This is a genomic window from Xanthomonas sp. 3058, assembly GCF_014199765.1.
Classification (GTDB): Bacteria; Pseudomonadota; Gammaproteobacteria; order Xanthomonadales; family Xanthomonadaceae; genus Xanthomonas; species Xanthomonas campestris_B.
The window spans coordinates 40,381-60,745 of sequence record NZ_JACHOF010000021.1 but is presented as its reverse complement, the minus strand read 5'-3'; the positions used below and the strand labels follow the sequence as shown (position 1 = coordinate 60,745).

Here is a 20,365-nt window from a genome sequence, read left to right as displayed (position 1 = left end):
GGTTCCAGCCACCCTTTCCGGGCACGCCATGACCAGTACTGCCGCACTTTCTTCCCCCGACGCTGCCAACACGCCGGAGCTCGGCCAGCTGGATGCGGACTACTCACTTGAGCACAAGTACACGCGTGCCGATGGACGCATCTACTTGTCCGGCGTGCAGGCGTTGGTGCGACTGCCGCTGATGCAACGCTTGCGCGACGATGCCGCCGGCCTGAAGACCGCCGGTTTCATCAGCGGCTATCGCGGCAGCCCGTTGGGCGGTTTCGATCTGGAGCTGTGGCGCGCGCGCAAGCATCTGGACGCGGCCAAGGTGACCTTTACCCCCGGCCTCAACGAAGACCTGGCCGCGACCATGGTCTGGGGCACCCAGCAGACCAACCTGTTCCCCGGCGCCACCGTGCAGGGCGTGTACGGCATGTGGTACGGCAAGGGCCCGGGCGTGGATCGCAGCGGCGATGTGTTCAAGCATGGCAATGCCGCCGGCACCTCGCCGCATGGCGGCGTGCTGGCGCTGGCCGCCGACGACCATGCCTGCCGCAGCTCGACGCTGCCGCATGGCTCGGAAGAAGAATTCGTCAGCGCGATGATGCCCATCCTCAACCCGGCCGGGGTGCAGGACATCCTGGACATGGGCCTGCTCGGTTGGGCGATGAGCCGTTACACCGGGCGCTGGATCGGCTTCAAGACCATCGCCGAGACGGTGGAATCGTCCGCGTCGGTGGAGGTGGATCCGTTCGCACGCAGCATCGTGCTGCCGGAGGACTTCGCGCTGCCGCCGGGTGGCTTGAGCATTCGCTGGCCCGATCCGCCGTTGGATCAGGAAATGCGCCTGCACCGCTATGCGATCGCCGCCGCGCAGGCCTTCGCGCGGGCAAACCAGATCGACAAGGTAGTGCTGGATTCGCCGCATGCACGGCTGGGCATCGTCACCACCGGCAAGAGCTACCTGGACGTGTTGCAGGCGCTGGAATACCTGGGACTGGATGCGCAGGCCTGCGCGCAGATCGGTATCCGCGTGTACAAGGTCGGCATGACCTGGCCGCTGGAGCCGGTGGGCATCAGCGCGTTCGCGCACGGGCTCGAAGACATCCTGGTGGTGGAAGAAAAGAAGGCCTTCATCGAGCGCCAGATGAAGGAGTTGTTCTACAACTGGCCGGCCAGTGCCGGTGCGCGGCCGAGCATCGTCGGCAAGTACGACGAGCATGGCGCGTGGATCCTGCCCTCCACCGGCGAGCTGACCCCGGCCACGATCGCGGCGGTGATCGGCAAGCGCATCCAGCGCTTTGCGCTGCCGTCCAGCGCGATGACCGACTCGATCGAACAGCGGCTGCGCTGGATGGAGGCCAAGGAAGCGGAAATGGCTTTGCCGCGCGCACTGTTTCCGCGCGTGCCGCATTACTGCTCCGGCTGCCCGCACAACACTTCCACCGCAGTGCCGGAGGGCTCGCGTGCGCTCGGCGGCATCGGTTGCCATTACATGGTGACCTGGATGAACCGTGCCACCGACACCTTTACCCACATGGGCGGCGAAGGCGTGACGTGGTCCGGGCAGGCACCGTTCACCGACACACCACACGTGTTCCAGAACCTGGGCGATGGCACCTATTTCCATAGCGGCTCGCTGGCGATCCGCCAGTCGGTCGCTACCGGCGTCAACATCACCTACAAGATCCTCTACAACGATGCGGTGGCGATGACCGGCGGCCAGCCGGTGGACGGCACGCTCAGCGTGCCGGACATCGCCCATCAACTGCACGCCGAAGGCATCCATACCATTGCGGTGGTCAGCGACGACATCGGCAAATGGACGCGCCGGCGCGAGCGTTTTCCCAGCGAGGTCGCCTTCCACGATCGCAGCGAACTGGACGCGGTGCAGCAGCACCTGCGCACGATCAAGGGCGTGTCGATCCTGATCTACGACCAGACCTGCGCCACCGAAAAACGCCGCAGGCGCAAGCGCGGCAAGCTGGTCGACCCGCCCAAACGGGTGATGATCAATTCGCTGGTGTGCGAAGGCTGCGGCGATTGCGGGGAGAAGAGTTTTTGCGTTTCGGTGCTGCCCAAGGACACCGAATTCGGGCGTAAGCGGCAGATCGATCAGTCCGGTTGCAACAAGGATTATTCCTGCGTGTCGGGCTTTTGCCCCAGCTTTGTCACCGTGCACGGCGGTGCGCCGCGCAAGGGCAAGCAACGCGATACCAGCGCATTGCTGGACAACCTGCCGGCGCCGCCGCAACGCACCACGCTGGAACAGCCCTGGAATATCCTGATCACCGGCGTCGGCGGCACCGGGGTGGTGACCATCGGCGCGTTGCTCGGCATGGCCGGGCATCTGGAAGGCAAGGGCGCCACGGTGCTGGATCAGACCGGCCTTGCGCAAAAAGGCGGCGCGGTGACCACGCATATCCGCATTGCACGCCAACCGGACGCGATCCACGCGGTGCGCATTGCCGCCGGCGAAGCGGATCTGGTGCTGGGCTGCGACATGGTGGTGGTCAACGATTACTGGGCATTGTCCAAGGTCCGCGACGGCCGCACGCAGGTGGTGCTCAATACCTACGAGGCCATGCCGGGCACCTTCACCACCCAACCGGATCTGCAGTTTCCCGCCGCCCAGATCATCGCCGGCGTGCGTACCGCACTCGGCGGCCAGGAGCCGCTGTTGCTGGATGCCACGCAATTGGCAACCGCGCTGCTGGGCGATGCGATCGCCAGCAATCTGTTCGTGCTCGGTTACGCCTGGCAACACGGGCTGGTGCCGTTATCGCATGCGGCGCTGATGCGCGCGATCGAGCTCAATGGCGCGGCGGTGGCGATGAACCAGCAGGCGTTTGCGTGGGGGCGCCTGGCCGCGATCGATCTGCCGGCGGTGCGGCGTGCGGCGGGTTTGCGCGACGCAGGCGAGCTTGCGCATGCGCATGCCGATACGCCGCAGGCGCGCCTGCCCGGCAGCTGGGAAGGACACGATCTTGGCGGTCAACGGGCGCCGCGTGCCTTGCCGCAGAACAACGGCAATCCGCTGCATGACGATGTCGATGCACCGACCCATCCGCTCGACGACGAGCAGCTGGCGCAGTCGCCGGACGACGCCACCGCGCGCCGCGTCGCCTTCCTCACTGACTATCAGGATGCCGCCTACGCGCAGTGTTATCGCGCGCTGGTCGAGCGCGTGCGCACGCAGGAAACGCAGCGCGCGCCCGGCAGCAGCGCGTTGACCGAAGCCGTGGCGCGCTATGCGTTCAAGCTGATGGCCTACAAGGACGAATACGAAGTGGCGCGGCTGTACACGCGCGGCGACTTCCAGCGCCGTCTGCAGCAACAGTTCGAGGGCGACTACACCCTGCGCTTCCATCTGGCGCCGCCATTACTGGCCAAGAAGGATGCGCATGGCCATGCCATCAAGCGCGAATACGGGCCGTGGATGTTCACTGCGTTCAAGTTGCTGGCGCGGCTGAAATTCCTGCGCGGCGGCAAGCTGGATGTGTTCGGCTACAGCGCCGAACGGCGTGGCGAGCGCCAGCTGATTGCCGACTACCTGGCGACAGTGGACACCCTGCTGGAACGCCTGGATATCGACAACGTCGGCCTGGCCGCGCAGATCGCCAGCATTCCCGAACATATCCGCGGCTATGGCCATATCAAGGAAGCGCATCTGCGCGAAGCAAAGGCGCGCGAAGCCGCGCTGCTGGCGCAGTGGCGCAATCCCAAGGCGTTGCATGTGGTGCAGGCAGCTTGATCAAGACGTAAAGCATGGTCGGTTACCTCTCCAGATAGGCAACTTATAGGTTGCTTCTATAAAAAGCAACTTATAGCTTGCACTTCGATAAGGAAAGCTATAGCTTGCTTAATCCGACGATCATGCGCCAGCAACGATGGCTATCACCGCTTTCCCCATCCAGAAAGCGCAGCAACTGGGTCCTGTGCTCAGGGCGCTGCGCAAGCAGCAAGGCCTGACCCAGGATCAGTTGGCCGAACAGTTGGGTATCACCCGGCAAGCAGTCAGCGCACTGGAGCGCAAGCCTGAGGCCGCCACATTCGAACGCCTGATGCGCGTATGGGCGATTCTAAACGTGGAGGTTTCGCTGAACCCGCGCAACGACAGCACCTCGAATCCTTCCGAAGAGGCTTGGTAAGCCGTGGCCGAACTGTGCGTATGGATGAATGGATTGCGCGTCGCGCGTTGGCGAGAGGATGTGCAGGGAGCGCGGCTGACCTACCTCTCCGAATGGCTCCACTCGCCCCAGGCACGGCCACTGTCCCTATCACTTCCATTGTTGCCCGAAGGGCAATCGCATCGCGGCGATGTAGTCACCCGTTATTTCGACAATCTGCTGCCCGATAGCACGGACATCCGTCGTCGTATGCGGGAACGTTTCAAAACCGACTCGGCCAGCACATTTGACCTGCTGCAGGCTGTCGGCAGCGATTGTGTCGGCGCAATCCAGTTGCTTGCAATTGATGCCGAACCCGAGCATATGCGCAGCATCCAGAACAGAGCACTGACCGATACCGAGGTTGCCGCTGTGCTGCGCGGCGTCACCGCGCCCCTGCTACCGGGCCAGCATGGCGATAACGACGACTTCCGGCTGTCATTGGCAGGCGCCCAGGAAAAAACCGCGCTATTACATCATCAGCATCAGTGGTGCGTGCCCCTGGGAAGCACACCGAGTACGCATATCTTCAAGCTACCGCTGGGGCTGGTCGGCAACATGCGCACGGACATGCAGGCCTCAGTCGAAAACGAATGGCTGTGCGCGCAACTGCTCGCCGCATTTGGTATTCCCGTGGCTGTCACCACGATGGGAAGATTCCAGGAACAGCGCGCCCTGATTGTTGAACGTTTCGACCGGCGTCTATCGCCGGACGGACAGTGGTGGATGCGCCTTCCCCAGGAAGACCTGTGCCAGGCATTCGGTGTGTCTTCGTCGAAGAAGTACGAGAGCGACGGCGGCCCCGGCATCGTGGCGATCATGGAGTTACTCCGGCAGTCGAGTCAGCCTTCCGACCGTGAAATCTTCTTCAAGACGCAGATCCTGTTCTGGCTGATGGCAGCCACCGACGGACATGCCAAGAATTTCAGTCTGATGATCGAGTCAGGCGGACGTTTCCGCATGACGCCGCTCTACGACGTTTTATCCGTTTATCCCATCCTTGGACGCGGCGCACAGCAGCTGGATCCACATCGCGCGGCATTGGCGATGGCCGTGGCTGGCAAAAACCGGCATCGTCGCTTGAAAGATATCCGCCGTCGCCATTGGAACGACACTGCACGTGCCTGTGGGGTGCGTGCTGGTGCCGAACCCTGGATCGAAGAACTATTGGAACAGCTGGAAAGCGCATTGGATCTTGTTGCAAACACGCTACCGGCAGAGTTTCCGATGTCCCTGGCAGAGACTGTCTTCAGCGGCATGAGAGAAGCGGCCAAGCATCTGCGTGAGATGCCAGCTGATCGCTAAGCGCAGCCGAACACACCTTTTGGCTGTTCGGACTCTGCGCTGCAACCTTACAACGGACGCAACAAGCGCAGACCAAACCAGTCCTTCGCATCGTTCCAACCGTGGGTAACTTTTAGCCCGGCAGCCGCAGCAAGTTCGGCGAAGCGGGCGTCGGTGTATTTGTAGCTGTATTCGACCTGCATCGCTTCGCCTTCGGTAAAGTCGAACGCCTTGCCGCCCACGCGCACGCGCTGCGCGCGTTGGCTGATCAGAAAGGTTTCGATGCGACCGCGCTCGCGCGCATACACCGCGTGGTGGCGGAAGCCCTCAAGATCGAAATCGCTGCCGATTTCGCGGTTCAGCCGCGCCAGCAGGTTCAAGGTGAATTCGGCAGTGACACCAGCCGCATCGTTATAGGCGGCCTCGATCAGCGCGGCATCCTTGTCGAGATCAATCCCGATCAACGCGCAGCCATCGCTGCCCATGGTCTGGCGCATCGCATCCATCAACTCGATGGCGGCAGCATCGGTGAAGTTACCCAGCGTCGAACCGGGGAAGAACACCAGATGCCGGCGCGCCGGGCGCTGCGCATCGGGCAACCGCAGCGGCTTGGTGAAGTCGGTGCAGACCGGCAGCATCTGGATCTGCGGGAACTGCTGCGCCAGCCGCGCAGTGCTCTCGAGCAAGGCAGTGCGCGAAATTTCCAGCGGCGTGTAGGCCACCACATCGCGCAGGCCCTGCAGCAGCAACTCGGTCTTGCGCCCGCTGCCGCTGCCGTATTCGACCACATGCACGCCGGCCCCGATCGCCTGCGCGATCGAAGCCATGCTGGCCTCCAGCAATGCCAGTTCGGTGCCGGTGAGGTAGTACTCCGGCTGCTGGGTGATCGCTTCGAACAGCTGCGAACCGCGTGCATCGTAGAAATACTTCGACGGCAGGGTCTTGGGCGTCTGCGACAGACCAGCCAACGCATCGGCGGTGATGTCGTCCGGCTGCGGGCGTAGATCGGTCAGCGCGGCATGCGCGCGTTGGGTGGCATGGGCGGCGGCGTTCAAGACAGATCCTTGGCAAGGCGCACGCCGGCAAACTGCCAGCGCGCATCGGAGGGGAAAAAGTTGCGGTAACTGGCGCGGATGTGGCTGGCCGGCGTGGCACAGCTGCCACCGCGCAGCACCCATTGCGCATTCATGAATTTGCCGTTGTATTCGCCCAACGAGCCGGGCCACGGCGCAAAGCCGGGATACGGCAGATAGGCGCTGCCGGTCCACTCCCAGACATCGCCGAACAGCTGTTGCAAGCCGGTATCCACCGCTTCGGCGCCGCGTGGATGCAGCGCATCGGCATCGACAAGATTGCCCTGCACTGTCACGCCGGTGGCGGCTTGCTCCCATTCGGCTTCGGTGGGCAGGCGCGCGCCGGCCCACCGTGCGAAGGCATCGGCTTCGAACAGGCTCAGATGGCATACCGGCGCGTGCGCATCGCGCGTGCGCCAGCCGTCGAGGGTGAACTCGCGCCCCTGTGCATCCCAATACAACGGGCGCTGCCAGCCTTGCGCCTGCACCATCGCCCAGCCGTCGCTGAGCCAGGCACCGGCACTGCGGTAGCCGCCAGCGTCGATGAATTCCTGGAATTCGGCATTGGTGACCACGCGATGCGCCAACGCATGTGCACCGACCAAGACACGGTGACGCGGCGATTCGTTGTCGTAGGCAAACGCATCGGACTGCGGCCAGGCCGCAGCACCGATTTCCACGATCTGCTCGTCACGCGCATGCCAGCGCAGCGTGCTGGCGATGGCAGCAGGCGGTGCCGGCGCATCGCGATACGCCGGCTGCAGCGGATTGCTCCACAGCGCGTGTTTGATATCGGTCAACAGCAGTTCCTGGTGCTGCTGTTCGTGCTGGATGCCGAGTTGCACGATGGTGCAGGCTTGGGCATCCAGCGACCCATCGCGCAAACGCTGCCGCATCTGCGTATCGACCGCCGCACGGTAGTCGCGCACCTGCTGCAACGACGGGCGCGACAACACGCCGCGACGCGCGCGCGCATGCATCGGTCCCACGCTCTGGTAATAGCTGTTGAACAGAAAATCCCAGGACGGATCGAACACGCGGTAGGCCGGATCGGTCTGCAGCACGAAGCGTTCGAAAAACCAGGTGGTGTGCGCCAGATGCCATTTGCTCGGGCTGGCATCGGGCATGCTCTGCACCATGGCGTCTTCGGCGCTCAAGGGTGCGGCAAGGCGATCGCTCAGCGCGCGGGTCTGCGCGTAGCGTTCCAGCAGCGTCAACTGCTGTTGCTGGAGGTGGCCCAGCAGAGGGGAGAGTGCAGACATTCCCATATGCTTGAGGAGCGCCCGTGAACGCGCCGTGTCGGCAGCGTGGCAGCCAGCGGTAAGCTGTTGGCATGTCATCTTTTACTTTGTCCAGCCTGCTTGCATTGCCCATCGAATGGGAGCAACGCCATCAGGCATTCGCATTGCCTATCGGTATCACGTATCTGGATGCTGCCTCGCGCGGTCCGCTGCTACGCGCGGTGCAAACGATCGCGCATCAAGCGGTGGATGCGCTGGCCACGCCGTGGCAACTGCCGTTCGATACCTGGCTACAGGACATCGAAGGATTGCGCGCGCTGGCCGCAGGCCTGTTCGACAACGATGCCGACGGCGTGGCGATGCTGCCCTCGGCAGCGCATGGTCTGGCCACCGCCGCACGCAATCTGCCGTTGCAACGCGGCGAGGCGGTGCTGCTGCTGGAAGGCCAGTTCCCGTCCAACCTGTTGATCTGGCAACGCCGCTGCGCCGAGATGGATGCGCGCATCGTGGCAGTGCCGACGACAGCGAGCCCGGCGTTGACCGAGACGGTGCTGCAGGCCATCGCCGACACGCCGGCATTGCGCATCGTGACCTTGCCGCATGCGTACTGGCTCGACGGGCGACAGCTCGACCTGGACCGCATCAGCGCAGCGGTGCATGCACGCGGCGCGGCGCTGGTGCTGGATCTGAGCCAGAGTCTGGGCGTGCTGCCGACCGACCTGCCGCGCTGGCAGCCGGACTTTGTGGTCAGCGTCGGCCATAAATGGTTGCTGGGGCCGATGGGATTGGCCTGGCTGTGGGTGGCGCCGCAGTGGCGTGCGCACGGCGTGCCGATCGAAGAACACTGGATCGGCCGCGATGCCGGCAGCAGCTGGGACTTTCCGGCCACCAACGCACCGCCCTACCGCAGCGGTGCACGGCGGTTCGATGCGGGCGGCGTTGCGGATCCGTTGCGGATAGCGATGGCGACCGCCGCGTTGCAACAAGTCACTGCATGGCAGCCATCGCGCATTGCCGCTGCGTTGGGGGCGCTCACCTCGCGTTGGGACGCGGCCCTGCATGCACGTGGATTGGGCAGCTGGTGTACGCCCGGTCACGCAGCGCATCTGACAGCCTTGCAGCCGCCAGCAGCCCAACTGGATGCTGTGGCGGCGACGTTTGGCAAACATGCGGCGATCTGCACGCAGCGGCACGGACGTCTACGCATCGCACCGCACCTGACGGTCACCGAGCAGGCGCTCGCCGGCTTGATTGCAGCGCTGCCGGGTGGGTGATGCTGAGCGGCACCGCCGCTCGCTCGCGGTGTCGCCCAGCATCCGTTGCGGCGATGGCCGGCCATTGAGCTTTCAAGGCCTCATCGCGCGCCAGCGCTGCTACGGTTCATGGCACGCGTTGCGTGGTGGGCATGCGGGTGATGGCACGCGGATGACTCATCGCATCCGGCTTGAGTGCGCGCGCACCACACACCTGCAGCAGCGCATCAGCCGCGCTGGCTGAGCCGCAACCCGCGCGGCGTCACCCAGCGTTCCACCCCTTCGAACACCGCCTGCACGATCAGTGCAAGCACCGCTGCAGGAATCGCGCCTTCCAGAATCAAGCCGATGTCATCCAGGCGAATGCCGGTGAGAATCGGTTGGCCGTAGCCACCGGCGCCGATCAAGGCGCCCAGCGTGGCGGTGCCCACGTTGATCACCGCTGCGGTCTGGATGCCGGCCACGATCGTGCGACGTGCCAGCGGCAACTCCACCCGCCACAAGCGCGTCCACGCCGGCAGCCCGATCGCTTCGGCGGTCTGGCGCAACTCGCGCGGGATCGAGGTCAGGCCCGCATGCGTATTGCGCACGATCGGCAGCAAACTGTAGAGAAACAACGCGGCAATCGCCGGTTTGGCGCCGATACCGAACAACGGAATCATAAAGACGAACACCGCCAACGAGGGCAAGGTCTGCAGCACGCCGGTCAACGACAGCACCACCTGCCCGAGCCGTGGCCGCCGTGCCGCCAGCACGCCCAGCGGCAATGCGATCAACAACGCAAACCCCAACGAGATGCCGACCAGCGCCAGATGCTCGCGCGTATGCCGCAGCAAACGCGCGAAACGCGTGTCGGCTGCGGAAGCGGGTGCAACGCCCAGCCATTGCGCAGCCACGGCCGCCTCGGACTGACGCTCCAGCTTCACCTGGGCATTGAGCCGCTGCATGGTCGCCTCGTCGATGCGGCCTTGCAGCCCCTGCAGTGCCTTGAGCATCGCTGGCGAACGTTGCGCCAGGTCCTTGCGATACAGAAACACTGCCTGATACTCGGGAAAATACCGGCGGTCGTCGCGCAGCACCTGCAGCTGGTAATACGGAATTTCCGCATCGGTGCTGTACAGATCGGTGACCTCGATCGCCCCGCTCTGCAGCGCGCGATAGGCCAGATCGTGATCCAGCCCGGTCGCGGTCTGCGGCAATGCATAGGCGGCGCGCACGCCCGGCCAACCATCGGCGCGCTGCATGAATTCGTTGCTCAGGCCGATGGTGAGCGACGGATGCCGTGCCAGATCCGACAGCGTTGCGATGCCAAGAGCCTGCGCACGTTCGGCACGCATGCCGAAGGCATAGGTGTTCTGGAAGCCGAGCGAGTCGGTCATCGCCAGGCCGCGCGCGTCCAGTGCGGCGCGCAGTTCGGCTTGACTGGCCTTGGGTAACTGCAGCAGTTCCTGCGCCAGCGTGCCGGTGTATTCGGCGTACGCATCGATCTGGCCGGTCTCCAGCGCGCGCCACAGGATGCGCGTGCCACCGAGCTGCGCGCGATGTTGCACATCCACGCCGTCACGTTGACCTGCGGCGGTGGCGATCTCGCCCAGCAGGACGGCTTCGGTGAAGTTCTTCGAACCGATCGTCACCTGCGCGGCCTGCGTGCCGACGCTGCAGATCAGCACTGCCACTGCGCACAGCAGGCGCGCGATCATGCGGCGTCGCCGATGCTGCGCTGCGCGGTGAGAAAGCGCCGGACGAACGGATCTGCCGGTTGTTCCAGCAAGTTGCGCGCACTGCCCTGCTGCACAACGCGGCCTGCGCGCATCAGCACCAAGGTGTCAGCCAGGTAGGCCGCTTCGGCAACGTCGTGCGTCACCAGCACCACGGTCTTGCCGAGCTGGGCGAACAGTTCGCGCATCTGCGCCTGCAGGTCGTAACGCACGATCGGGTCGAGCGCGCCCAGCGGCTCGTCCAGCAGCAGGGCCGGTGGATCCAGCATCAGCGCCCGGATCAATCCCACCCGCTGGCGTTGACCACCGGAGAGCTCGGCCGGATAACGCGCCAGCAGCGCCGGCGGCAACTGACACAGTGCGCACAAGGCCTCCAGACGTTGATCGATACGTGGCCGCGTCCAGCCCAGCGTCTGCGCCAGCAACACCACATTGCTGCGCGCATCCAGATGCGGAAACAGCCCGCCTTCCTGGATCACGTACCCGATACGCTGGCGCTGCGCCAGCAGGCTGGCGCGTTGCAGCGGCGCGCCATCGAAGGCGACCACGCCGGTATCGGGCCATTCCAGCCCGACCAGCATGCGCAGCACGGTGGACTTGCCGGCGCCGCTGGGGCCGATCAACGCGGTCGTAATGCCGCTGGCGAAGTCCAGCGAAACCGCGTCGAGGGCGATGGCCTGGCCGTAGCGACGGCTGACCTGGTCGAGAGTGAACATGCGCTCGAGCTTGCCGAACGCCGCGTCAGATGAGCGCGAAGGCGCGCATCAGCGCGGCGGCGCCAGTAATTCGCGTGCGCTCAGATAGCCGTCGCCATTGGCGTCCTGGCGCGCGAAGCGTCCGCTCAGCGTGGCGCGATGCGCGGCGCGGGTGATCGGCTTGCCGCGACGACCGGGGAGTTCGTCGCCCTGCAGCACGCCATCGTGATCCAGATCGCGCTGATCGAAGGCGTAACTCATCCAGGCCAGATATTCGTCGCGACTGACCCGGCCATCGCCATCGGTGTCCATGCGTTGCAGATACTGCTGGCTGTCCTGCACCTGAGCCTGCGCGGAAAGCAGCGGGGCGCATGCACTGCATGCGATCAGCACCCCGCGCATCATCACGCCACGTACGTTGTTCGTCGGCACGAGCGCACGCGCGCCGCCGCGCTTACGCCCCACTCAGCGCATAACCCTTGAGGCGTGCCGCATAGGCCTGCAACGCGGCATTGCCGCTGGCCTCGGCTTCGTGGCACCACTGCTGCAGCTGCTTGAGCCGTTCGGATGCATCGTGGCTGCGCGCTTCCAGCACTGCGGTCAATCGCGCGCGGTAGTCCACCAGCGTGCGCATGCGCGGGCGCTCGGCCACCCAGCGCTGCAACTGCGCGCGCGCATCGGGCTTGAGCCAGCGCCCGTCATCGACCAGGCCCTTGCGCAGGCGGCGCGGCAGCAATTGGCGCAACTTGGCACCGGTGGCTGCGGCTTCTTCGCGCAGTGCCGGGGTGAACACATTGCGCTGGTAGTCGGTCATCGCCTGGAAACGATGCGAGAGCAAGGCCTTGAGCGTGTCGGCATCGGGTACGGCGATGTTGGGGCGGATATCCAGCGACGGCGCCACGCGCAGCACCTTGGCCAGACCAATCGCCTGCAGCCCGCGAATGGCGATCCAGCCGATATCCAGCTCCCAGCGCCGCATCGAAAACCGTGCCGAGCTGGGAAAGGCGTGATGGTTGTTGTGCAGTTCTTCGCCACCGATCCACAGCGCCCACGGCGTGAGGTTGGTGGAGGTGTCGGCCGATTCGAAATTGCGATAGCCCCACCAGTGGCCCAGGCCGTTGACCACGCCGGCCGCCCAGAACGGAATCCACGCCATCTGGATCGCCCACAGCGCGATGCCGGGCAATCCGAACACCACCGCGTTGACGATCAACAACACGACCGGGCCGGCGTTGGCATGCGGGGTGTAGAGCTTGCGTTCGATCCAGTCGGTCGGTGTGCCCTTGCCGTACTGCTCGATGTCGGCGCGCTGCGCGCGCGCTTCGCGGTACAGCTCCACGCCGCGCCAGAACACCTGGCGGATGCCCTTGGTCTGCGGGCTGTGCGGGTCTTCCTCGGTCTCGACCTTGGCGTGATGCTTGCGGTGGATGGCCACCCATTCGCGGGTGATCATCGAGGTGGTGAGCCAGGTCCAGAAGCGGAAGAAATGCGCCACCACCGGATGGAAATCCACACCGCGATGGGCCTGGCTGCGATGCAGGTACAAGGTCACCGCAAAGATGGTCAGCTGGGTGAACACCAGCAGCACCGCCAGCATGCCCCATACGCCCAGCCCGGCCACGCCGGAGGTCAGCAGGTCGATGATCGGTTCGGACAACATCGGCATTTCCACAGCAGCGCCATTTGTTTTTGGTAGGTAGAGACATGATGGGGGCGATGGCGGCAAACTTCACCCTTCGGATGCGTAGGGTGCGCTCTACATTTCTAAAGCGGTTCACTCGCTCCCTTTCCTTAGACTGCGCTTGATGTCACCCGTATGACTGCTGCTGCCGATTCTGCTGAAACGCGTGTCGCTGTTGCGAACGCCACCCCGTTGATCGAACTCGACCAGGCCAGCGTGATGCGCGGCCAGGTGCGCGTGCTGCATGCGCTCAGCCTGCGCATTGCGCTGGGACAGCACACCGCCATCCTCGGGCCCAATGGCTGCGGCAAGTCTTCCTTCATCAAGTTGATCACGCGCGAGCTGTATCCGCTGGTGCGTGCCGATGGCCAGGCGGCGGTGAAAGTGCTTGGGCAGACGCGCTGGCAGGTGGATCGCCTGCGCGCGCAGTTGGGCATCGTCACCAGCGATCTCAGCGTGAACCTGGCCGACATGCCGGGGCTGGATGTGGAAAGTGCGGTGCTGTCCGGTTTCTTCGCCAGCTATGTGGTGCCACCGCACCGCGAGATCAGCGACGAGATGCGCGCGCGGGCACGTGAGGCATTGGCACTGGCGCGCGCCTTGCCGTTGCTGGACCGCCAATTTGCCGAACTGTCGGCCGGCGAAAGCCGCCGCGTGCTGATCGCGCGCGCACTGGTCAACCGCCCGCAGGCGCTGCTGCTGGACGAGCCCTCCACCGGCCTGGACCTGGTGGCGCGGCAGCACCTGCTCGACAGCATGCGTCACCTGGCCCAGCAAGGCATCACGCTGGTGCTGGTGACCCACCACATCGAGGAGATCGTGCCGGAGATCGCGCGGGTGATCCTGCTGCGCGCCGGCACCGTCGTGGCAGACGGCCCGCGCGATGCACTGCTCACCGACGCCAGCCTGTCGGACGTGTTCGGCGGCCCGGTGCGGGTGCAACGCGATGGCGAACGCTATTGGGCAACCGTCGGCGAGTGAGCCGGAAGAGCGGTCGTCTGCACACCGTGCGTTTTCGTCAGGATGCAGACAGCACTGGAAGCGCTGCTTGTTCACGTTGCAGCACCCGCGCCGGCCACGCAACACCGCCGCCACCCGCCACCTGCGCGATGCCGGCCGCATCATGCACCGCAGGCAGGGCGGCATCCTCGCGGTGACATGCCCAGACGCCGCCGGGCGTCGGCCGCACTCGCCGGCCATCACACCGCCGCGATGCAGGTGCGCGGCGCAGTGCCGCAACGCCACGCTGCCGCCGCGCCAGACTCGCGCAGCGGCGCATGACCTTGGACACGGGACGTCGGCGTGGGCACTCGGCTTAGACTCGACCCACGCACAGACAGGAGTCGTCCCGATGGCCCAATGGTATTTCCATGTTCCCGGACAGGCCGAGCGCATCGGCCCACTCGACGACGCCAGCGCCCGCGCACACGCCCAGCGCCAGCCCGATGCGCTGGCCTGGCGCGACGGACTCGACGGCTGGACGCCGGCCCGCCAGTTGGCCGAGTTGCAGGGCGGCAGCAGCCTGCCGCCGCCGCTGACCGGTGCGGCCGGGCGCGCCGATGAGATCGACTACCGCATCGTCGGCAACGACATGCAGTTCGTCGAGGTCGAGCTGGATCCGGGCGAAAGCGCCATCGCCGAGGCCGGCGCGCTGATGTACAAGGACGCCGCGGTGCAGATGGACACCGTGTTCGGCGACGGCTCGCACACGGGGCAATCGGGCGGCGGCGGGCTGATGGGCAAGCTGTTGTCGGCTGGCAAACGCGTGGTCACCGGCGAGAGCATGTTCACCACCGTGTTCACCCATGCCGGCAGCGGCAAGGCCAAGGTGGCGTTTGCCGCGCCGTATCCGGGCACGGTGCTGGCGCTGCGCCTGTCCGAGCACGGCGGGCAGCTGATCTGCCAGAAGGACAGCTTTCTGGCCGGCGCGCGCGGGGTGTCGCTGGGCATTGCGTTCCAGAAGAAAATCCTCACCGGCCTGTTCGGCGGCGAGGGCTTCATCATGCAGAAACTCGAAGGCGACGGCTGGGTGTTCGTGCATGCCGGCGGCACCGTGGTGGAACGCGAGCTTGGGCCCGGCGAACGCATCGACGTGGACACCGGCTGCGTGGTCGCCTATCACGCGGGCGTGGACATGGACGTGCGCCGCGTCGCCGGCCTGAAGAGCATGTTCTTCGGCGGCGAAGGCGTGTTCCTGGCCACCCTCACCGGGCCCGGCAAGGTCTGGCTGCAATCGCTGCCGTTTTCGCGCATGGCCGGCCGCATGCTGCAGGCCGCCCCGCAAGCCGGTGGTCAGCAACGCGGCGAAGGCTCGGTACTGGGCGGATTGGGGCGATTGCTGGATGGGGATAACCGGTTCTGATGGTGGACGCGGTCTGGCCGCGTCCGGCGGCCGGTAGGGGGCGCAGGATCCATGCGATGAACATCCGCCAGCGGCAACCGGGTTCGGTTCGCTTCGGAGGAACACCTGTCCTGATCGACTGCCGGCGCCCCTCCCCCATCCGCCCTGCGGGCACCTTCCCCCGCACGCGGGAGAAGGGAGGTCGCGCGCGGAAGTCCGGACGTTGCTACGGGGGAAATCCGTCCTGCCGGCAACCTCCCCCGTACTTGGGAGAAGGGATGTCGCGCACGGAAGTCGGGACGTTGCTCCGGGGAATCGGGATGTCGCACTCCGGCGTAGGAACGTCGCCAGCGCACGCGTACTAGCCCCTCTCCCGCGTGCGGGAGAGGGGTTGGGGTGAGGGGACGGCGCGAAGCCACACCTGGAATGGCATGAATCCAAGCTTCGCGCACCCTCATCCGGCACTGCGCACCAGCTTTCCCCACCGGGAGAAAGAGCAGCAGCAACTTGTAGCACCAACAGCCTGTGCAAGTTCTCGATCACCTCCACCATCGACCAGCCACCGTCGCGGCAGCGACCGTGACAGCACGCGTGTATTCTCCCTCGCCGTCCATCCAACATTCCGTCGCCATGACCGCGCTCCGTCGCCCACGTTTCCTCGCCCTGCTGTCGTTGCTCGGTCTGCTCTGCGCCTGCGGGGGCGAACCGCGCCCCGCCACCCCGGCGCCGCTCGTGCAGGCGCCTTCTGCGAGCGCGGCCAAGCCGGTGAAGATCGGCGTGGCGCTCGGTGGCGGTGCGGCCAAGGGCTTTGCGCATATCGGCGTAATCAAGATGCTGGAAGCCAACGGCTTTGCGCCGGTGGTGGTGTCCGGCACCAGCGCCGGCAGTGTGGTCGGCGCGTTGTATGCCAGCGGCATGGATGCGTTCCAGATGCAGGAAAAAGCCGTCGCGCTCGATCAAACCAGCATCCGCGACGTGCGGCTGTTTTCCGGCGGACTGGTGCAGGGCCAGAAGCTGCAGGACTACGTCAACGAACAGCTCGGCGGCAAGCCGATCGACAAACTGCGCAAGCCGTTTGCGGCGGTCGCCACGCGGCTGGAAGACGGCGAGCGCACCGTGTTCGTGCGCGGCAATGCCGGCCAGGCGGTACGCGCGTCCAGCAGCATTCCCGGCGTGTTCGAGCCGGTGACCATTGGCCAGTATCACTACGTCGATGGCGGCGTGGTCAGCCCGGTGCCGGTGGACGCTGCGCGCCAGCTCGGCGCCGAGTTCGTGGTGGCGGTGGATATTTCCAGCAAGGCCAGCGGCAAGAATCCTGGCGATCTGCTCGGCACCGTCAACCAGTCGATCTCGATCATGGGCCAGCGCCTGGGCGAGGCCGAACTCAAGCGTGCCGACGTGGTGATCCGGCCCAAGGTCAGCGACATCGGCTCGGCCGATTTCAACCAGCGTGCCGCCGCCATCCTGGAAGGCGAGCGCGCCGCCATGGCGGCGATGCCGCAGATCCGCGCCAGGATCGCGCAGTTGCAGGCACAACGCAGCAGCGCCATCCGCACCGCAGCCGATCAGGCTGCCGCCGCCAAGGCAGAGGCCTATCGGCGCTGCCTGGAAGAGCGCTCGCGTTGGCAGAAACTGCGCGGCAAGGACGAGGCCTGCGTGGCGCCGTGATGCGGATGCAGTGCGAGACCATGCGGAGCTGAGCAGGTGCGGCGCGTCTGTTTCGAGGCGCGCGCTTTTTTAAAGCCGATGTGTAGGGCGACTGCGTTGTTGATGCCTTGTGTTGATACACCGCGCGTGTGCCGGACGGGTCGCGGCCGGGGCCGCTGCTACGAGGCGGGGTGGTCTTCGGGTGCATTGGCCAACGTCGGCACGGCCAGCACCGCTCTTGTAGGAGCGGCCCTGGCCGCGAGGCCTTACCCGTAGTAACGCCTGGACTTCACGGGCAACGCCTCGATCCCGGACTTCATCGGCAGCGCCTCAATAGCGCCAACGCAACGACACGCTGACAAAGCGCGGCTCTCCGTAGTTCTGGTAATCCAGGTTTGCCCAGTAGGTCTTGTCGAAGGCGTTGCGCACCGCCAGCGTGGCGGTCCACTGATTGCTGATGCGGTAGTTGGCGTTGAAGTGCACCAAGGCGTACGGGTTCTGCACCACGGTCACTGGTGAGGTGGCACCGGTTCCGTCGCCGGTGGGGCGCTCGATGTTGAAACCGCGTACCGCGCTCTGCCAGCTGACGCCACCGCCGATGCTCAGGCGCTCCCAGGCACCGCGCAGGCGCAGCTGCGTGGACAGCTGCAGATAATCCTCGGGCAGATTGGCGTAGATCGCATCGGTGGGCGGGCGCGTCACCTTGACATGGGTAACGCCGGCATTGACGGTCCAGCCGGGCAGGAGTTCGCCGTTGACATCCATTTCCCAGCCACGGCTCTTGGTGCCGTTGATGCCGATGTAGGCCGAATTGCGGTCCGGCAGCGAGAATTCCGGTTGGGTCATGTCGCGTACGGCGAAGTTGTCCTGCTTGGCCTCGAACACGGCGGCAGTCGCCATGGCGTGGCCGTCGAACAACTGCGCCTTGATGCCGGCTTCCAGGTTGGAGCCTTCCACCGGGGCGAGCAGGTTGTTGTCCTTGTCGCGGTAATCCTGTGGGTTGAAGATTTCGGTATAGCTGGCGTAGAGCGACACGTCCGGCACGATGTCGTAGACCAGTCCCACATACGGGGTGACTTCGTCGCTCACCTCATACCGGCCGCTGGTGCCGGTGTAGGCGCCGCTGGCATCGAAGGCCTGGGTGCGGGTTTCCCAGGAGCTCAGGCGCGCGCCGGCGATCAGCGACAGCGGGTCGGCCAGACGCAACCGCGTGGAGGCATACACGCCGCGCTGGGTGGTGCGCCCTTCGCTGCGGGAGCCGGTGCGCGCATAGGTCACTTCGGACGCATTGCCATCCCAGTTGCGGATGTTGGGGATGAAATAGCAGCGCTCAGGTGGACCAAAGGGGTTGGGGCAGGTCGCCCAGTCATCGGGATAGGTCTGCGCGACACCGTAGGAGGTCGACTGCAGATCCTGCCAGCTGCCGCCGACCACCACATCGTGCTGGCGGCCGAACAAGGAGAAACCGCCGGACAGGTACACGTCCACACCATCGCGGCTGTCCTGCGTTTCGCCAACGCCGGTGCGCAGAAAGATGCCGCTGCCGTCGGCGGCCGGATAGCCGGTGCCGTAGACGCGCAGGCTCTGCACATCGCCCTTGGTGTGCGCGTAGTTGACGCGCAGCAACCAGTCCTCGCCGAAGCGCTGTTCGAGGTTGGCGAAGGCGGTGCTGGTTTCGCGCTGCCAGCGGCTCCACTTGGGCGCCATGTTGGTCGAGCGCGGCAGATTGGCCGGCGAACCATCGGCGGCGAAGAACGGCACCGTGCCCCAGGTCGAGCCGACGGGGGTGTTGTCCTGGCGCTGATAGCCGACGGTGAGCGTGGTGCTGTCGGTCAGGTCGCCTTCCAGCACTGCCATGCCCGACATCTTGTTGTCGTGGTAACGGTCGTAGTAATAATCGCGATCCTGCCAGGCCGCCACTACACGGCTGCGCCAACGCCCGTCGTCGGTCAGCGGCGCATTGACGTCGGCCTGCATGCGGCGAAAATCCCAGGTACCCGCACTCACCGCAAACGAGGCATCGAAGTCCTTGCCCGGACGCTTGCGCAGCAGGTTGACCGTGGCCGAGGGAATGCCTGCGCCGGTGAGCAGACCGTTGGCGCCGCGAATCACTTCGATGCGATCGTAGAAGACCGTGTCGTATTCCTGATTGGTCGCGCCGCTGTAGGTGGGCAAGCCATCGACCTGGAAGTCGGTGATCTGGAAGCCGCGCGCGAAATACAGCGGGCGCTGGGTGTCGTAGAACGACACGTTGACGCCAGTGACGTTGCGCATCACATCGTCGATGCTGAACAGCGATTGCTCTTCCAGCCGCTGCAGCCCGATCACGCTCACCGATTGCGGCGTTTCCTGCAGGGTCAGCGGCAGGCGCGTGGTGGTGGCCGGCTGCGCGCGGCTCACCGCGCCGTTGACGTTGACCTGATCCAGCGTCTTGGCATTGCCCGCATCGGCGGCCGCATCAGCGCGGGCGGCGCAGGGCGTCAGCGCCAATGCGCACAACAAGGCAGCGGACAACGTGGCCAGAGGAACGGAGATGGGGGGCATTGGAGGATTTCTCATCGATCGGTGCGGGACGCTTGGCGTCACGGGGCAGGAAAGCGCAGGCATGCGCGGCGCGTCCCACTCTGGCGACGAGCTGGCTGGCCCTGCCGGGCTGGCGGATCGACGAGAAGACATGCCGGACGCAGCCGGACGTCATGCAAATGTAAATCGTTACCGTTTGGGAGGCAAGCCACGTTGCACGCGTGGTTCTCTTGTAGCTCGCCGCCTTACCCCAGATGCGACAACGGCAAACCTTCCGGCGCCTTGACCGTGCGCAGCACGAAACTGGAATTGACGTCGGACACGCCGGTGGCGTTGAGCAGGCGATCGAGCAGAAAGCGCGAAAAATGCTCCAGGTCGCGCACCTGCACCTGCAGCAGGTAATCCATGTCGCCGGTGAGCGCCCAGCAAGCCACGACCTCGTCCCAGCCGCGCACGCCGTCGGCAAAATGTTCGATATCGGCCTGGCCGTGTTGCTCAAGCTGCACCCGCACGAAGGCCTGCAGTCCCAATCCCAGCGCGCGGGCGTCCAGGCGCGCGCCGTAGCCGGCGATGATGCCGGCGGCCTCCAGCCGCTGGGTGCGGCGCAGGCAGGCCGAGGCCGACAGATTGACCTGCACGGCCAACTCCGCATTGCTGCTGCGCCCCTGCGTCTGCAACAAGGCGAGCAAGCGCAGATCGGTGCGGTCCAAAGCGATTGGCTGGTCCATATGTTGCGCAGCAGCAGTGTAAGACGCAAC

The 20,365-nt window shown here is 65.4% G+C and carries 15 protein-coding genes; 7 read left to right on the top strand and 8 right to left on the bottom strand.

The genetic code is table 11. From position 1 onward, the window contains the following. The first annotated feature begins 28 nt into the window (after positions 1-28). The 3 genes from GGR61_RS18225 (at position 29) to GGR61_RS18215 (ending at position 5,456) form a co-directional block, all read left to right on the top strand. On the top strand, positions 29-3,736 hold the full coding sequence (locus GGR61_RS18225) for an indolepyruvate ferredoxin oxidoreductase family protein (RefSeq protein WP_184623121.1): 3,708 nt from the start codon (positions 29-31) through the stop codon (positions 3,734-3,736). Positions 3,737-3,872: 136 nt separating this feature from the next. Further along, the gene (locus GGR61_RS18220) at positions 3,873-4,133 is read left to right on the top strand and encodes a helix-turn-helix transcriptional regulator (protein WP_184409394.1); all 261 of its coding nucleotides are present in this window, start codon (positions 3,873-3,875) and stop codon (positions 4,131-4,133) included. Positions 4,134-4,136: 3 nt separating this feature from the next. Then, on the top strand, positions 4,137-5,456 hold the full coding sequence (locus GGR61_RS18215; RefSeq protein ID WP_326520642.1) for a type II toxin-antitoxin system HipA family toxin: 1,320 nt from the start codon (positions 4,137-4,139) through the stop codon (positions 5,454-5,456). Positions 5,457-5,503: 47 nt separating this feature from the next. Here GGR61_RS18215 and egtD read toward each other — a convergent pair whose 3' ends face one another. Beyond that, the gene (egtD, locus tag GGR61_RS18210) at positions 5,504-6,490 is read right to left on the bottom strand and encodes an L-histidine N(alpha)-methyltransferase (RefSeq protein WP_184623119.1); all 987 of its coding nucleotides are present in this window, start codon (positions 6,488-6,490) and stop codon (positions 5,504-5,506) included. Next, positions 6,487-7,776, bottom strand: coding sequence for an ergothioneine biosynthesis protein EgtB (egtB, locus tag GGR61_RS18205; protein ID WP_184623117.1), 1,290 nt, complete (start codon positions 7,774-7,776; stop codon positions 6,487-6,489). Before egtB ends, egtD begins: the two co-directional genes overlap by 4 nt. A gap of 65 nt (positions 7,777-7,841) precedes the next feature. Here egtB and GGR61_RS18200 point away from each other — a divergent pair, with 65 nt between their 5' ends. Further along, on the top strand, positions 7,842-9,023 hold the full coding sequence (locus GGR61_RS18200; RefSeq protein WP_184623115.1) for an aminotransferase class V-fold PLP-dependent enzyme: 1,182 nt from the start codon (positions 7,842-7,844) through the stop codon (positions 9,021-9,023). A gap of 206 nt (positions 9,024-9,229) precedes the next feature. Here the strand turns inward: GGR61_RS18200 and GGR61_RS18195 are convergent, their stop codons facing one another. The 4 genes from GGR61_RS18195 to GGR61_RS18180 are packed head-to-tail and all read right to left on the bottom strand — an operon-like array spanning position 9,230 to position 13,075. Next, on the bottom strand, positions 9,230-10,702 hold the full coding sequence (locus tag GGR61_RS18195) for a glycine betaine ABC transporter substrate-binding protein (RefSeq protein WP_184623113.1): 1,473 nt from the start codon (positions 10,700-10,702) through the stop codon (positions 9,230-9,232). Further along, complete coding sequence (locus tag GGR61_RS18190; protein ID WP_184623111.1) at positions 10,699-11,436, bottom strand: ATP-binding cassette domain-containing protein; 738 nt, start codon at positions 11,434-11,436, stop codon at positions 10,699-10,701. The genes GGR61_RS18195 and GGR61_RS18190 overlap by 4 nt, the downstream gene beginning before the upstream one ends. Before the next feature lie 48 nt (positions 11,437-11,484). Next, positions 11,485-11,820, bottom strand: a complete 336-nt coding sequence (locus GGR61_RS18185) for a calcium-dependent protein kinase 21 (protein WP_184623135.1) — start codon at positions 11,818-11,820, stop codon at positions 11,485-11,487. 49 nt (positions 11,821-11,869) lie between these two features. Beyond that, a complete protein-coding gene (locus tag GGR61_RS18180) occupies positions 11,870-13,075 on the bottom strand; it encodes a fatty acid desaturase (RefSeq protein ID WP_184409388.1) in 1,206 nt (401 codons plus the stop codon). A 156-nt stretch (positions 13,076-13,231) separates the two neighbouring features. Here GGR61_RS18180 and GGR61_RS18175 point away from each other — a divergent pair, with 156 nt between their 5' ends. The 3 genes from GGR61_RS18175 to GGR61_RS18165 all read left to right on the top strand — a co-directional run bounded on the left by GGR61_RS18175 (position 13,232) and on the right by GGR61_RS18165 (position 17,105). After that, the gene (locus tag GGR61_RS18175) at positions 13,232-14,077 is read left to right on the top strand and encodes an ATP-binding cassette domain-containing protein (protein ID WP_184623109.1); all 846 of its coding nucleotides are present in this window, start codon (positions 13,232-13,234) and stop codon (positions 14,075-14,077) included. A gap of 370 nt (positions 14,078-14,447) precedes the next feature. Next, on the top strand, positions 14,448-15,458 hold the full coding sequence (locus GGR61_RS18170) for a TIGR00266 family protein (protein ID WP_184409386.1): 1,011 nt from the start codon (positions 14,448-14,450) through the stop codon (positions 15,456-15,458). Positions 15,459-16,067: 609 nt separating this feature from the next. Continuing rightward, on the top strand, positions 16,068-17,105 hold the full coding sequence (locus tag GGR61_RS18165; protein WP_184623107.1) for a patatin-like phospholipase family protein: 1,038 nt from the start codon (positions 16,068-16,070) through the stop codon (positions 17,103-17,105). A 309-nt stretch (positions 17,106-17,414) separates the two neighbouring features. Here GGR61_RS18165 and GGR61_RS18160 read toward each other — a convergent pair whose 3' ends face one another. After that, a complete protein-coding gene (locus tag GGR61_RS18160; protein ID WP_184623105.1) occupies positions 17,415-19,628 on the bottom strand; it encodes a TonB-dependent siderophore receptor in 2,214 nt (737 codons plus the stop codon). A 224-nt stretch (positions 19,629-19,852) separates the two neighbouring features. Beyond that, positions 19,853-20,335, bottom strand: coding sequence for an Lrp/AsnC family transcriptional regulator (locus GGR61_RS18155; protein WP_184409383.1), 483 nt, complete (start codon positions 20,333-20,335; stop codon positions 19,853-19,855). Positions 20,336-20,365 lie beyond the last annotated feature (30 nt).

What these genes read in the sequence shown, in the direction of transcription:
- GGR61_RS18225 (WP_184623121.1), top strand. Translation starts at nt 29, where the DNA reads ATGACCAGTACTGCCGCACTTTCTTCCCCCGACGCTGCCAACACGCCG.
- GGR61_RS18220 (WP_184409394.1), top strand. Translation starts at nt 3,873, where the DNA reads ATGGCTATCACCGCTTTCCCCATCCAGAAAGCGCAGCAACTGGGTCCT.
- egtB (WP_184623117.1), bottom strand. Translation starts at nt 7,776, where the DNA reads ATGGGAATGTCTGCACTCTCCCCTCTGCTGGGCCACCTCCAGCAACAG.
- GGR61_RS18200 (WP_184623115.1), top strand. Translation starts at nt 7,842, where the DNA reads ATGTCATCTTTTACTTTGTCCAGCCTGCTTGCATTGCCCATCGAATGG.
- GGR61_RS18195 (WP_184623113.1), bottom strand. Translation starts at nt 10,702, where the DNA reads ATGATCGCGCGCCTGCTGTGCGCAGTGGCAGTGCTGATCTGCAGCGTC.
- GGR61_RS18190 (WP_184623111.1), bottom strand. Translation starts at nt 11,436, where the DNA reads ATGTTCACTCTCGACCAGGTCAGCCGTCGCTACGGCCAGGCCATCGCC.
- GGR61_RS18185 (WP_184623135.1), bottom strand. Translation starts at nt 11,820, where the DNA reads ATGATGCGCGGGGTGCTGATCGCATGCAGTGCATGCGCCCCGCTGCTT.
- GGR61_RS18180 (WP_184409388.1), bottom strand. Translation starts at nt 13,075, where the DNA reads ATGTTGTCCGAACCGATCATCGACCTGCTGACCTCCGGCGTGGCCGGG.
- GGR61_RS18175 (WP_184623109.1), top strand. Translation starts at nt 13,232, where the DNA reads ATGACTGCTGCTGCCGATTCTGCTGAAACGCGTGTCGCTGTTGCGAAC.
- GGR61_RS18170 (WP_184409386.1), top strand. Translation starts at nt 14,448, where the DNA reads ATGGCCCAATGGTATTTCCATGTTCCCGGACAGGCCGAGCGCATCGGC.
- GGR61_RS18165 (WP_184623107.1), top strand. Translation starts at nt 16,068, where the DNA reads ATGACCGCGCTCCGTCGCCCACGTTTCCTCGCCCTGCTGTCGTTGCTC.
- GGR61_RS18160 (WP_184623105.1), bottom strand. Translation starts at nt 19,628, where the DNA reads ATGCCCCCCATCTCCGTTCCTCTGGCCACGTTGTCCGCTGCCTTGTTG.
- GGR61_RS18155 (WP_184409383.1), bottom strand. Translation starts at nt 20,335, where the DNA reads ATGGACCAGCCAATCGCTTTGGACCGCACCGATCTGCGCTTGCTCGCC.